Consider the following 12,259-nt stretch of genomic DNA (forward strand, 5'->3'; position numbering starts at 1 on the left):
ATAGAATGCGAGCATGCAATCTCTTTCACTCCGACGTTCCGACGCTCCGACCATGTTCAAACGCGTATCGACTGCTCTGCTGCTTTCTCTCACCTTGACCGTGGCCGCGGCCGCGCCCGCGCCGCACGACGACTGGCGCACGGCCTGGTCGACCGCACCCGATTCGGCCGGCCCCGCCCTGCCCGCGCAAACGCTACGCCAGGTCGTGCGCGCGTCGACGTCCGGCACGCGCGTGCGCATCCGCCTGTCGAACCTGTTCGGCAAGGCGCCGCTGACGGTCGGCGCGGCCCGCGTGGGCTTGTCCGCCGGCGGATCGCGCGTCGCGCCCGGCGCCGACCGCGCCCTGCGGTTCGGCGGCCGGCCCACGGTGACGATCGCGGCGGGCGCCAGCGCGCTGTCCGATCCCGTCGACCTCGCCGTCGGCGCGCGCCAACTGCTGGCCGTCAGCCTGTACCTGCCCGCCAGGGTCGAGGTGTCGACGATCCACGGCGCCGCGCTGCAGACCGCCTACCTGAACGCGCCCGGCGACGCGACCGGGGCCGCCGACTTCCCGTCCGCAGCGACGGACGACAGGCGCTACTTCCTCACCGACGTCGAGGTGTTCGGAACGGACGCGGGACGCACGCTGGCCATCGTCGGCGACTCGATCGCGGACGGCATCGGTTCCGGGACCGATCACGACGCCCGCTGGCCGGACGCGCTGGCCGCCCGCCTGCAGGAGGATCCGGCCCTTGCCTCGATCGGCATCGCGAACGGGGGTATCGCCGGCAACCGCCTGCTGAACGACGCCGCCGCTCCTTTCGTCGGCCCGAGCGCGCTGTCCCGCTTCGAGCGCGACGCGCTGGCCAAGCCCGGCGTGCGCTGGATCCTCGTGCACGAAGGCGTGAACGACATCACGGCCGCGCAGATACTGGCCGCGCCCGCGCAGCACGTGACGGCCGCGCAGATCGAAGCGGGCCTGCGCACGCTGGCCGAACGCGCCCACGCCCGGGGCGTGCGCATCTTCGCGGGCACCCTGACGCCGCTGGCCGGCACCAGGCGGTTCTATTCCGATGCGGTCGAACGCGAGCGCCAGGCCGTGAACGCGTGGATCCGCACGGCCGGCGTGTTCGACGCCGTCGTCGATTTCGACGCCGCCCTGCGCGACCCGGCCGCCCCCGCGCACCTGAACCCGGCATACGACAGCGGCGACCACCTGCACCCGAACGAACCGGGCCACCGCCTGATGGCGCAACAGGTCGATCTACGGCTGCTGAATCGTTAAAAAGCGAACGTGTGTCTCTTTCACAACGCAAATAGAACGGTCGTGCGAAATGGTGTATGCTTCGGCACCCCATACTTGGAGTGAGACCGATGAACCAGAAACACCTGACCCTGCTCGTCGCCCTGGCCCTGGGCACGTCGCTCGATGCGACGGCTTCCGGCTACCGCTTCGGCTCCCAGAGCGTATCCGCCCAGGGCACGGCGGAGGCCAACGGCGCCGAAGCTGCCGACGCATCCACCATCTTCGCCAACCCGGCCGGCCTGTCGCGCCTGGACGGCCGCCAGATCATGGGCGGCATCACGGCCGTCGTGCCCCATTCGACCTACCAGGACGCCGGCTCGACCCGCTTCACGCACACGCCCGCGGGCGGCCTGGCGTCGCAGGACGACTACGTGCCGGGCGTCGTCGCCGGCCCGTCGCTGTACTACAGCCAGAAGATCGACGGCCAGTGGACGGCCGGCGTCGGCGTGTTCGTCCCGTACGGCACCAAGCTGGATTACGACAACGACTGGTCGGGGCGCTACTCGCTCACCAACATCAAGCTGCAATCGGTGACGGTGAACCCGTCGGTGGCGTTCAAGCTCTCCGAGCAGCACAGCTTCGGCTTCGGCATCGACATGGAATACATGAAGGCGAGCCTGGGCCAGGCCGTGGACGTGCCGGGCTCCATCGCCGCCGCGCAGGCCACGGGCAGCGGCGCCGCGCTGGTGGGCCAGATCGCCGCGCTGGGCGGCAACCCGGCCGCCCTGGCGACCGCGCGCGACGCCCACGCGGGCGTGGACGGCAAGGACTGGGGCTATGGCTTCAACCTGGGTTACCTGTACTCGCCGACGCCGGACACGCGCTTCGGCATCGCCTACCGCTCGTCGATCAAGCATGAACTGAAGGGCGGCGCGGTGTGGGACTTCTCGACCGTCACGGGCGACGCCGTCGTCAACAAGGTGCTGCAGGGCGCCTCGCACCACGTCAACTCGGCGTCGCGCGTGGACATCAGCACGCCCGAGACGCTGTCGGTGAACGCGTTCCACCAGTTCGATCCGAAATGGGCCGGCATGGCCGACGTGACCTGGACGCGCAACTCGCGCCTGCAGGACATCAACATCCAGTTCGTGGGCGCCGGCGTGGGCGACCTCGTGATCCGCCAGCAGTGGAAGAACACGGTGCGCGTGGCGTTCGGCGCGAACTACCGGCTGGACGACACGACGGTCCTGCGCGCGGGCATCGCCCACGACGACGCGCCGGTCCGCAACGACACGCTGCGCCACGCCGCCCTGCCGGACGCCGACCGCCTGCAACTGTCGTTCGGCGCAAACTGGAAGCTGACCCCGGCCTCGTCGCTGGACCTGGCCTACAGCTGGCTGCATTTCAGCGATGCGAGCGGCAACTACACGAACGACTGCAACCCGGCGCAGACGGCCTGCACCGGCAACGGCGAGACCACGCGCGGGACGTGGAAGACGCGCATGCAGTTGATCGGTCTCGCGTACAACTACAAGTTCTGATCGCGTTTGCGTGATGCATGGTGGGCACGGAGTGCCCACCAAACTTTTTACAACTTCGAGGAATCGAACCCGACCCGTACCGCCCCCCAATGCCGCCCGCCGATCTCGAGCGGCATCGACAGGTCGTTGATCACCTCCCCCGTGTCGCGCAGATAGGTCTGGAACAGGAACGGCTTGCGGTTCGCCGCCAGCTTCGCCCCGACCGGATCGTCGAAGATGCGCTTGTTGCGGCAATAGACCAGGTCGTGCTCGCGGCGCCCCGTCGGCGTCTGCGAGAACTTGCTGTTGTGCGTGGGCGCATAGCCGCGCGCGTCGACCGCCAGCGCGTACGTGCAGCCCGGCAGGTCGGCCAGCACGCGGTCGTACAGCGCCTGCAGGTCGTGCTCCACCGCGCGGTCGTAGCCCGTCGTGAAGCGCGGCGGGTCGGAATCGGGAATCGGCCGGTACGCCTGGTCGAAGATGTCGACGCCGCGCGCCAGATGGCCCGCCAGGCTGCGGCCGACGGCGTCGCGCAGGTGCGTCGTCGCGTCCACGAGACCGTCGAACGGCGTGCCGCCCGTGCGGAACTCGGCCAGCACGCCCTGCATCTCCTCGGTGGTCGCGCGCACTTCGTCGACACGGCGCGACGCATCGGCCATCGACTTGCCCGTCTCCGACGCATTCGTCGCCATGTCGTCCACCTGGCGGCCGATGGCCTGGCTGACCGTGTCCAGCGACTGCATCGCCGCGGCCATCTCGTTGACGGTGCCCGTCATGCGCTCGAAGTCGGCGACAAAGGTCTTGAAGTGGCCGGCGGCCATGCCGATCTCGCGCGCCGAGACGTTCACGCCGTCCAGGATGTCGTGCGTGGCGCCGGTCGTCGATTCGACGAGCGTGCGCATCTCGCTGTTGACGCCCGCGATCTTGGACGTCTCCTCGTTGACCAGCTGCGACAGCCGCCGCACCTCGGCCGCCACGACGGCGAAGCCGCGCCCGGCCTCGCCCGCGCGCGCCGCCTCGATCGCGGCGTTGATGGCCAGCAGATTGGTCTGGTTGGCGATGCGCTGGATGATGCCGCCGAATTCGCTGATCGAACGGGCATGGTGATCCAGCTGCCCGACGGTGCGCGCAAAGCCGTCCACCTTGTCCTCGATCGCGCGCATGCGCGCTTCCAGGCGTACCAGTTCGTCCATCGACGCGCGCGCGACGCCCAGGTTACGGTCCGCCGTGCCGGCGATGTCGTCGGTGCCGGCCTTGACGCTGGCCGACAGCGCCGTCACGTCGCGCGCCGACGCCGCCAGCTCGCGCGCGGCCGCATACTGCTGGCGCGCCTTGTCGAGCGACTGATCGACCTCCTTGCGCAAGCGCGCCGCGTTGATCGCGGTGCGAATGCTGCCGTCGCGCGCATTCAGCACGAGGCTGCGCACGCGGGCCGTCATGCCGGACCTTCCGGTCGGCGCAAACGCGGATGCGTAAGGCACCAGCGTCCCTTTCAACCAATTCAACATTCATGTCTCCCTCGGGGGATCGGCTCTATTTGTTCGACGGCCGACTTAATTTATAGAAAGTATAGGTTCACCCTGGATACATGTATCATTCGGCAAAAATCAATATTCTGTCTAGCTAAATCGGGTAAATGCAGCCATCACGTCGTATTTACCACACGAAATATCTTAAAATGGCCCATCGCCACGGTCAGCTTCTCCCTGCCTTGACATTCTCGATCGGCCACCGCTTGTTTGCCTCGGTCCTGCTGGCGGTCCTCGCCGTGGCCGTCTGCGCCGTCGTCCTGCTGCGCCAGAACGTGCTGGCCGGCTTCGGCGACTACGCCGTCGGCATCGAGCTGGACCGCCTGGACGAACTGTCGACCGCGCTCGCGCGCCAGTACCGCACCCGCGGCGGCTGGGATTTCATCCCCCGGGACGACCGCCAGGACTGGATCGCGCGCGAGCTCGCGCGCCTGCAGCGCGTGCGCGAGGCCGGCGTGCCGGGCGTCGCCGCCCCGGCCGCGCCGCCCGCGCCACCGGCCCCGCCGGCGCCCCCGGCTCCGCCGCTGCCGCCGCTGCCCGGACCAACCGTACCGGACGTCCCGCCAGTGCCGACGCCCGTCCCCGATCCCGGCCCGCTGCCGCTGGCCCGCCGCATCACCCTGCTCGACGCGCACGGCGCCTGGCTCGCGGGCCGCCGTCCCGGTTCCGTCACCGCGCTGGCACGGCGCCCACTGGCCGTCGACGGCCGCACGGTCGGCTACCTCGCCGTCGCCCGCAGCGCCCGGCCCAGCGACGCGCTGGCCTACGCCTTCCTGCGCCAGCTCACCAGCAGCCTGTGGCAGATCGTGGGGCTCGCCGTGCTGCTGAGCGCCCTCGCCGCCGTGCTGCTGGCGCGCCACTTCCGCCGCCCGATCCGGCAACTGGCCGCGGGCAGCCGGGCACTGGCCGAAGGCGATTTCGACGTGCGCCTCGATGCGCGCCGCAGCGACGAACTGGGCGACCTGGCGCGCCACTTCAACGCGCTCGCGGGCCGGCTGGCCAGCGCGGAAGCCGCACGCCGCCAATGGGTCGCCGACACGTCGCACGAATTGCGCACGCCGCTGGCCGTGCTGCGCGCCCAGCTGGAAGCGCTGCAGGACGGCGTGCGCAGCGCCACGCCGGACACGCTGGACGCCATGCTGCGTCAGGTGCTCGCGCTGAACAAGCTGATCGACGAGCTGTATGCGCTGGCCCGCGCCGACGTCGGGGCGCTCGACTGCAAACCCGTGACGCTCGACCTGTGGGCGCTCGCTTGCGACCACGCGCGCGGCGTCGAAGCGCGCCTCGCGCAAGCCGGCCTCGCGCTGGAACTCGGGCCGGCGCCGGACGCGGCGGCCGTGTGCGCGGACCCCGACCGCATGCGCCAGGTGCTCGACAACCTGTTCGAGAACAGCCTGCGCTACACGGCCCCCGGCGGCCGCGTGCACCTGCATGCGCGCGCGGACGGCCGCCGCCTCCACCTGTTCCTGGACGACAGCGCGCCCGGCGTGCCGGACGCCGCGCTGGCGCGCCTGTCCGAACGTTTCTATCGCGTGGACGCCTCGCGCAGCCGCGCCCACGGCGGCGCCGGCCTGGGACTCGCGCTGTGCCGGCGCCTGCTGGAAGCCCAGGGCGGCACGCTCGCCTTCGCGCATGCGCCGACGAAAGGCCTGCGCGCCATCGTCACGTTGCCGCTCGCGGGAGACGGCGCATGAACGCGCGCATCGCCATCGTCGAGGACGAGCCGGAACTGGCCGCGCTCGTGGCCGACTACGCGCGCGCGGCCGGCTACACGGCCGACATATTCGGCGACGGCGCCGCCGCGCTGGATGCCGTGCGGCGCGACCCGCCGGCGCTGGTCGTGCTCGACCTGATGCTGCCCGGCCTCGACGGCCTGTCCCTGTGCCGCGCGCTGCGCGCGGACGCGAACCCCGTGCTGGCCGGCCTGCCCGTCGTGATGGTGACGGCGCGCGTGGAAGAGATCGACCGCCTGCTGGGCCTCGACGCGGGCGCCGACGACTATCTGTGCAAGCCCTTCAGCCCGCGCGAACTCATCGCGCGCATCAAGGCGATTTTGCGGCGCGCGGGAAGCCCGGCGCCCGTCATCGCCGTCGACACGGCCGCGCGCCGCATCGCCGTCCACGGCAAGGCGCTCGACCTGACGCCGACGGAATACGGCATCCTGGCCGCGCTGGCGCGCCGCCCGGGCCAGGTGTTCTCGCGCGCCCAGCTGCTCGACGTGGCGCGCGAGGGCAACGCGAACCTCGACGTGACGGACCGCGCCATCGACAGCCACGTCAAGAACCTGCGAAAAAAACTGGACGCGGCGCTGCCGGGCGTGGACGCCATCCGGTCGATCTACGGGCTCGGTTACCGGTTCGATCCCTGATCCGGGCATCTTCATGTTTTCTCCACAATCGGGCGGCAGGATGCACGCATGCCCCGCCGCTCGGCGCGGGCTTCGACAAGGAGAAGACCATGAAAGCAGCCACCTTCGCGATCCTGCTGGGCGCCGCCGCGCTGCCCGCGCTGGCGCAAACGACGGATGACCATGACCGCGACGCGCCCGTCCACGTGCGCATCCACTGCGAGACGGACACCGGCAAATGCAAGCCGCCGCCCGCGCCACCGGTTCCGCCCGCACCACCCGCACCACCGGCACCACCTCCGCCGCCCAGGCTGCCGTCCGTCCCGGCCGAGGCGCACGCGGCCTGCGCGTCCAAGCCTGCCGGCAGCGCCCTCACGTGGGACCTGAGCGAGGGCGGCGTCATGACAGGCGTCTGCGCCCGGCGCGACGGCAAGATGGTGTTCGTGCTGCGTAGCTATGAGCGTTGAGCGACACATAAATCTGCACCGGACGACACATAAGGCTGCGCTACGGGCTGAAAACGACACATAAGGAACCGCTGATTTATTCGCTCCCCGGAAGTTGAGTCTCTTACAGATCAATGACTTACGAGGTGCTCACTCGCGGAAAATCGATTAAATCAGCACTTCCATAACCTTGCGCTGCGCATATACGCTCGAGAATTGATTTTGGGTAACTTTGTGGGGAGATCGATCACCTGAGCCTTGTATTGCCAAAATGCTGCTAGAATTCGCTGAAGGCCGACCGTCCGGCCTGTAAGCCGACCTTGCGCATGCATGGCGAAGATCGCCTCAGATCAGCGGGTAATAAATTGTCAGTCCGTCCTCTAACTCAGGTACGGTTTGTCGGCTGCCTGCCTTTCGTTGGAGACGATCATGTCTGACTTATTGAAGTTCCCATCCGGCCGCTCGGTCGGTAACTGCCGCAAAGATGCTAAGCGCCTGGCGCGGCAAGACCGTATTCCGCTGTGCGAAGCTCAAGACCGCGTGGCAATCGCGAACGGTGGCGCGCATTCATGGGCACGCGCTCTGTCAACTCTCGATGGTCACTGCATCGCGCCTCGCCACTCCAGAGCGATCATGACCGCCAACGATATTCTCGCGGTGATGGAAAGGTGGCCCACGCTTAATCACTTTGGATTCGAAGTAAGCGCGCGCACCGAGAAGCCTTACCATATTGCTTTGGCGGAAAACCGCGAACGGCTCAAGGCTGCGGTCGATGAGTGCAACCGCGCGGCTCGCTTCTTGATGCATGCTGAGAAACGCAAAACGATCAATCCAAGAGCCGGTTCTAGCTACGGCTTGAAGCACCAAGTTGAGTATTTTTGCCGAACACTCCCCAGTGAGCACGACAGCGGCGACTACGTATCAAACGGTTCATTCATTTGCGCCGCACTGCATCTCGGATTTGAAGTTCGGGCGACCCGTCTTGGCGGTCCCAATGTGCACGTCAACATAAGTAGCCGCTCCCCTATCTTTGAGTGGCGAAAGTTACGAGAACAAGCGCGAGGAATTTACTATGATCCCAAGGCTCGCCTACGCCTCGCTGTACTTGAGGAGAAAATGGCACCGTAGTATGTAGTTTGGGGCGGCGGCGTGTGTCGCTGTCGCTTCGCAGTTGTTCGTGAAGAACACGATCCCGGTTGCCTCGAAATAGCGGAGGATTCATGAGTAAATTTTTTGTATCTTCTAATTTACAAAATTGGAAGTCAGGCGACTGCCCTGCGAATGCGTTTGTTTCGATTGGAGTTAACGAACACATTGCGCTTCCGAATGGGGAGTTGCTGATAAGTGCGCAACTTGCGACTGACGGGGAAGTTGACTACGCAGTTGATGGGCTTATAGCAGAGTTGGAAAAGATTCGACGCGCAGCAAAGACGCGGATTAAAGCTGACAACGCCCGAGTCAGAAACGATGTCACCAAGCGGATCGAAGAGCGAGGCGAGTGATCCGTGTGCTGACCTTTTGTCGCTGCCATCAGTATGCAGTATGCGAGACGACGAGAGACGTGACACCCTTCTCTCGGACCTTCAACTCGATTTGAATCGGGCTTCGGTTGGCTTACTGAAAGCCAGTTGCGGGAAATCTTTGCCGATGACGACTGAGCGTACGACTATGCTTGATTTGCTCTATTTCGCCAGCCAGTGGAAGAAGCGGTGAAGTCGTCGAAGAACGCCCATGCCATCGTGGTCGGATTTGGTTCTCGCTATCATCGCGTGGGTTGTCATCCGTGAATCAGCCAGATCGAAGCTCGGCTATTCCGGTGCACGAGTGCCAGTTACCTGATGGCTCACCTTGCATGCAGCTTTATGCATCGTCGGGCGCAGCTTTATGTGTCGCCAATGCAGATTTACGTGTCGTCCGACGATGATCTGAACGGCTGAGCGGCCGCAGGCAAGGCGGCCGCGCCTCGACTTTCGCGGCGCGATTGGGTATGCTCGCCCGCATGTCCTCCCCCGTCCCGCCCAAGCCCACGCCGTCCGAGCTGGAACTCCTGCGCATCCTGTGGCAGATCGGCCCCGCGACGGCGAAACAGGTGCATGAAGCCGTCGCGGCCGAGCGTCCCGACATGACCGCCGCCACGGTGCTGCGCCTGCTGCAGCTCATGCACGGCAAGGGCCTGCTGCTGCGCGACGAAAGCCAGCGCGCCCACGTCTACGCGCCCGCCCAGCCGCAGGACACGCTGCAGACGAGCCTCGTCTCCGACCTGATCCACAAGGTCTTTTCCGGCTCCGGCAAGGCCCTCGTGCTGGCCGCCCTGCGCGGCCACCTGAGCGCCAAGGAACGCGAGGAAATCCAGGCCATCCTCAACGACAAGAAAGAATCGTGACCGTACCCGAATCCGACCCGCGCCCGCTGCCGCCCATCGAACCCGCGCTGGAGGATTGCTGCGGCTCGGGCTGCCCAAACTGCATCATCGACGTCTACCAGATGCTGCTCGCCAATTACAAGGAGGCGCTGGCGGCGTGGGAGACGCGACATCCGGCGGAGACGGAGAGCCCGACCCGGGATTGATCGCCTGCCGGCCGCGCCGGACCTTTCGTTGACTGTAGCCAAACCGCTGGCGCCCCGGCTCTGCAACGATGTCTCGTTACTCGACAATGGAGACATCATGGCAATCGACGTATATCTGCAGATCGACGGCATCAAGGGCGAATCCCAGGATTCCGCTCACCAGGGTTGGATCGAATTGACTTCGGCCCAATGGGGCGTGCTTCAACCCAGGAGTGCAACCGCCTCCACCGCTGGCGGTCACACGGCCGAACGTTGCGAGCACCGTGCCCTGGCGGTGTCCAAGTTGGCCGACCTGGCATCGCCTCTGCTGATGCAGCACTGCTCGATGGGCAAAACCATTCCAAAAGCGAAGCTGGAGTTCATGCGCGCCGATGCCGACGGCAAGCCCGTGAAGTATTACCAGGTCGAGTTGGAGAACGTCATGATCGCGAATATGGAGCAGATGATCAGCCAGGGCAGCATCCTGCACGACAATATCGGCCTGCGATTCTCGAAGGTGAAGTGGTCGTACACCCAGCAGAAGATCAGCGGTGGCGCGGGCGGCAATACATCGGGCGGCTGGGATCTCGCGGCCAACAAGGTCGCTTGAAGGAGCGGCCGATGTCAAATACATCCGATTTTGCGCTCGAGGACAATGACAAATGTCCCGATCCGCTGCGCCCACGCCCGCCGCAAGATTCGCGCGGCTACTTCATGCTCCCGCAGGCGCCGATGGAATCCGGTTACTACACCTATGGCATGCTGTATCACAAGCCGGACAAGGGTGCTTATCAATACGCGCATCCGATCATGATGACGGCCATCCTGCGCGTCGGGCTGGAGTGGCAGGCCATTGACAGTCGACGGTTTGGCGTGGGTAACATCAGCTTGCCGGGCGGCCGGCAAAATGACGATCACAAAGGGCACATGAACGGTCTGCAAGTCGACATTCGACCGTTACGCAAGGATGGGCTCGAGGTGCCTGTAACTTGGATGGACGGACAATATGATCAGGCCGGGACCGCAAAACTGATCGAACTTTTCCGCACTTTCGCCCCGGTCACGCGGGTGTTTTTCAACGACCTTGGCATACCTTTTGTGCTGCCATTGAAGGGTCATGATAATCATTTTCACGTCGAGTTGAAAGGTTAAGCATGCATAAACCCGCTCTATTGCTGATATGCGGTCTGGCTGCGGTCTGCCGACTTTCTATCGCCGGAGAGGGCGATGACCAGCCGGGCCAATGGGATGCAGTGCATGCCAAATACATCATCCATTCCGGTTCGGCCACCTATGCGGAGCCGCCGACGAAAAGCGATCGGGCACTGACTGTGCTCATCGATGGCAACGCCGCCAAGGAGGTGTTCGACCTGATCGGTCCCGACGCCCATCCCCAATGCAGCCCCGACAATCGCGATCGGGAGCGCCGCAGAAAAGGAGTCGAGTGCACTTATACGGCGCAGCTCAACGATCCAAAAGACTCCCATTACCGGTGCTGGATCGGTATCAACTTACGCACGGGCGACGGAGACGTGCGGGTCGCATGCTAGCTTGATGGGAACTGCCATCGTCGCCGCTCCGCCGAGCGGTGGCTGACGTCGGTAACGTCAGCTTACCGGGTGGAAGGAAGCCGACCGACCATAATTCACACAGAGATGGTCTACAGGTGGACATTCGTCCACTGCGAAAAGATGGGCGCGAAGAACCGGTGCGATGGTTCGAAGCCGAGTACGATCTGGAAGCCACGAAAAAGCTGCTGGAATTGTTCCGCACTTTTACGCCGGTCATTAAAGTCTTATTCAATGACGCGCGTGTTCCGTTCGTCAGGCCGTTTCCCGACCACGACAACCACATGCATATCGAACTGCGAGGTTGAGGTGAAAATCACGACTTGGCTAATATCTGGCGCCGCGCTCACCGCAACATTCTCTCTGGCGCTGGCCGTGGATCTTTCCGGAGACCCTTATGGTTTATGGAAACCGTTACGTGGAGCGGTCTACAAATTCCATTCGGGGCTCGTGGCCGATGCGAGTCCGCCGACGAGCAACGAACGACGCTTGACCGTGTTACTGGACGGAAAAACCGCGAAGGAGATTTTTGATTCGATAGGTCCGGATTACCCGGAAACGTGTTCCGATGCCAAAGGCGACCGGCATCGTCGCAAGAAAGGCATCGTGTGCTTTTACACCGCCGAGGACGAGAAGGACAAGGATGGACCGTACCGGTGCTGGATCGGCATGGATCTCAGAACTGGCGATACGGTCGGCACGATAAGTTGCTAAGTAGTCGCCCAATTTTTGCTGTCAAAGTTGAATTGATCACGCAGCAGGGGTTGGGCGATGAAGCACTTGGAGCTGTCCGAGGACGAGCGGCGCACGCTGCGTGAGATGGGCGTGTTCCACCCGCATGCTCGCACGCGGATGCGGGCGCAGGGAATTTTGCGGTTGAGTCAGGGATTGACGCTGCAGAAAACGGCAGACGAATTCGGAGTGCACCTGAACAGCGTCGAGCAGTGGCGGCAACGCTGGAACAAGCTTGGTCTGGCCGGATTGTACGAGGGACGTCATACCGGTCGGCCCAGGAAATGGACACCCCAACAGCAGCAGGCTCTTGGCGCGTTGGCCCATTCCGAGGGCGGAAGCGTG

The 12,259-nt window shown here is 65.0% G+C and carries 16 protein-coding genes; 15 read left to right on the forward strand and 1 reads right to left on the reverse strand.

Annotated features, from left to right (window positions below):
* The first annotated feature begins 52 nt into the window (after nucleotides 1–52).
* The gene (locus tag ISF28_RS27565; RefSeq protein WP_198120376.1) at nucleotides 53–1,264 is read left to right on the forward strand and encodes an SGNH/GDSL hydrolase family protein; all 1,212 of its coding nucleotides are present in this window, start codon (nucleotides 53–55) and stop codon (nucleotides 1,262–1,264) included.
* Between the two features lie 89 nt (nucleotides 1,265–1,353).
* Nucleotides 1,354–2,766: an OmpP1/FadL family transporter gene (locus ISF28_RS27570; protein WP_198120377.1), complete on the forward strand. Its 1,413-nt coding sequence runs from the start codon at nucleotides 1,354–1,356 to the stop codon at nucleotides 2,764–2,766.
* Between the two features lie 47 nt (nucleotides 2,767–2,813).
* Here the strand turns inward: ISF28_RS27570 and ISF28_RS27575 are convergent, their stop codons facing one another.
* The gene (locus ISF28_RS27575) at nucleotides 2,814–4,253 is read right to left on the reverse strand and encodes a methyl-accepting chemotaxis protein (protein ID WP_198120378.1); all 1,440 of its coding nucleotides are present in this window, start codon (nucleotides 4,251–4,253) and stop codon (nucleotides 2,814–2,816) included.
* A gap of 170 nt (nucleotides 4,254–4,423) precedes the next feature.
* On the opposite strand from ISF28_RS27575, the gene ISF28_RS27580 reads away from it, so the two are divergent.
* The 13 genes from ISF28_RS27580 to ISF28_RS27640 all read left to right on the forward strand — a co-directional run.
* Nucleotides 4,424–5,968, forward strand: a complete 1,545-nt coding sequence (locus tag ISF28_RS27580; RefSeq protein ID WP_502572578.1) for an ATP-binding protein — start codon at nucleotides 4,424–4,426, stop codon at nucleotides 5,966–5,968.
* Nucleotides 5,965–6,642 carry a response regulator gene (locus tag ISF28_RS27585; protein WP_198120380.1) on the forward strand — a complete coding sequence of 226 codons (678 nt, stop codon included), beginning with the start codon at nucleotides 5,965–5,967 and terminating at the stop codon, nucleotides 6,640–6,642. The genes ISF28_RS27580 and ISF28_RS27585 overlap by 4 nt, the downstream gene beginning before the upstream one ends.
* An 89-nt stretch (nucleotides 6,643–6,731) precedes the next feature.
* Complete coding sequence (locus tag ISF28_RS27590) at nucleotides 6,732–7,088, forward strand: hypothetical protein (RefSeq protein WP_198120381.1); 357 nt, start codon at nucleotides 6,732–6,734, stop codon at nucleotides 7,086–7,088.
* Nucleotides 7,089–7,496: 408 nt separating this feature from the next.
* Complete coding sequence (locus ISF28_RS27595; RefSeq protein WP_198120382.1) at nucleotides 7,497–8,195, forward strand: hypothetical protein; 699 nt, start codon at nucleotides 7,497–7,499, stop codon at nucleotides 8,193–8,195.
* Between the two features lie 92 nt (nucleotides 8,196–8,287).
* The gene (locus tag ISF28_RS27600) at nucleotides 8,288–8,569 is read left to right on the forward strand and encodes a hypothetical protein (protein WP_198120383.1); all 282 of its coding nucleotides are present in this window, start codon (nucleotides 8,288–8,290) and stop codon (nucleotides 8,567–8,569) included.
* Between the two features lie 497 nt (nucleotides 8,570–9,066).
* A complete protein-coding gene (locus ISF28_RS27605; protein WP_198120384.1) occupies nucleotides 9,067–9,450 on the forward strand; it encodes a BlaI/MecI/CopY family transcriptional regulator in 384 nt (127 codons plus the stop codon).
* Nucleotides 9,447–9,635, forward strand: a complete 189-nt coding sequence (locus tag ISF28_RS27610) for an oxidoreductase-like domain-containing protein (protein WP_370663507.1) — start codon at nucleotides 9,447–9,449, stop codon at nucleotides 9,633–9,635. The genes ISF28_RS27605 and ISF28_RS27610 overlap by 4 nt, the downstream gene beginning before the upstream one ends.
* Nucleotides 9,636–9,732: 97 nt before the next feature.
* Nucleotides 9,733–10,224, forward strand: coding sequence for an Hcp family type VI secretion system effector (locus tag ISF28_RS27615; protein ID WP_198120385.1), 492 nt, complete (start codon nucleotides 9,733–9,735; stop codon nucleotides 10,222–10,224).
* An 11-nt stretch (nucleotides 10,225–10,235) separates the two neighbouring features.
* Nucleotides 10,236–10,766 (forward strand): M74 family metallopeptidase, encoded by a 531-nt coding sequence (locus tag ISF28_RS27620; protein ID WP_198120386.1) that lies wholly within the window; start codon nucleotides 10,236–10,238, stop codon nucleotides 10,764–10,766.
* 2 nt (nucleotides 10,767–10,768) lie between these two features.
* Nucleotides 10,769–11,164, forward strand: coding sequence for a hypothetical protein (locus ISF28_RS27625; protein ID WP_229519429.1), 396 nt, complete (start codon nucleotides 10,769–10,771; stop codon nucleotides 11,162–11,164).
* 116 nt (nucleotides 11,165–11,280) lie between these two features.
* Nucleotides 11,281–11,490 carry a hypothetical protein gene (locus ISF28_RS27630; protein WP_198120387.1) on the forward strand — a complete coding sequence of 70 codons (210 nt, stop codon included), beginning with the start codon at nucleotides 11,281–11,283 and terminating at the stop codon, nucleotides 11,488–11,490.
* Between the two features lies 1 nt (nucleotide 11,491).
* Nucleotides 11,492–11,896, forward strand: coding sequence for a hypothetical protein (locus ISF28_RS27635; protein WP_198120388.1), 405 nt, complete (start codon nucleotides 11,492–11,494; stop codon nucleotides 11,894–11,896).
* A 57-nt stretch (nucleotides 11,897–11,953) separates the two neighbouring features.
* On the forward strand, nucleotides 11,954–12,259 hold a 306-nt coding region (locus ISF28_RS27640), incomplete at its 3' end, for a helix-turn-helix domain-containing protein (protein ID WP_198120389.1).

It is taken from the genome of Massilia rhizosphaerae, assembly GCF_016093545.1.
In the GTDB taxonomy this organism is placed as follows: Bacteria; Pseudomonadota; Gammaproteobacteria; order Burkholderiales; family Burkholderiaceae_D; genus Telluria; species Telluria rhizosphaerae.

What these genes read in the sequence shown, in the direction of transcription:
- ISF28_RS27590 (WP_198120381.1), top strand. Translation starts at nt 6,732, where the DNA reads ATGAAAGCAGCCACCTTCGCGATCCTGCTGGGCGCCGCCGCGCTGCCC.
- ISF28_RS27620 (WP_198120386.1), top strand. Translation starts at nt 10,236, where the DNA reads ATGTCAAATACATCCGATTTTGCGCTCGAGGACAATGACAAATGTCCC.
- ISF28_RS27575 (WP_198120378.1), bottom strand. Translation starts at nt 4,253, where the DNA reads ATGTTGAATTGGTTGAAAGGGACGCTGGTGCCTTACGCATCCGCGTTT.
- ISF28_RS27585 (WP_198120380.1), top strand. Translation starts at nt 5,965, where the DNA reads ATGAACGCGCGCATCGCCATCGTCGAGGACGAGCCGGAACTGGCCGCG.
- ISF28_RS27570 (WP_198120377.1), top strand. Translation starts at nt 1,354, where the DNA reads ATGAACCAGAAACACCTGACCCTGCTCGTCGCCCTGGCCCTGGGCACG.
- ISF28_RS27595 (WP_198120382.1), top strand. Translation starts at nt 7,497, where the DNA reads ATGTCTGACTTATTGAAGTTCCCATCCGGCCGCTCGGTCGGTAACTGC.
- ISF28_RS27625 (WP_229519429.1), top strand. Translation starts at nt 10,769, where the DNA reads ATGCATAAACCCGCTCTATTGCTGATATGCGGTCTGGCTGCGGTCTGC.
- ISF28_RS27600 (WP_198120383.1), top strand. Translation starts at nt 8,288, where the DNA reads ATGAGTAAATTTTTTGTATCTTCTAATTTACAAAATTGGAAGTCAGGC.
- ISF28_RS27615 (WP_198120385.1), top strand. Translation starts at nt 9,733, where the DNA reads ATGGCAATCGACGTATATCTGCAGATCGACGGCATCAAGGGCGAATCC.
- ISF28_RS27565 (WP_198120376.1), top strand. Translation starts at nt 53, where the DNA reads ATGTTCAAACGCGTATCGACTGCTCTGCTGCTTTCTCTCACCTTGACC.
- ISF28_RS27580 (WP_502572578.1), top strand. Translation starts at nt 4,424, where the DNA reads ATGGCCCATCGCCACGGTCAGCTTCTCCCTGCCTTGACATTCTCGATC.
- ISF28_RS27605 (WP_198120384.1), top strand. Translation starts at nt 9,067, where the DNA reads ATGTCCTCCCCCGTCCCGCCCAAGCCCACGCCGTCCGAGCTGGAACTC.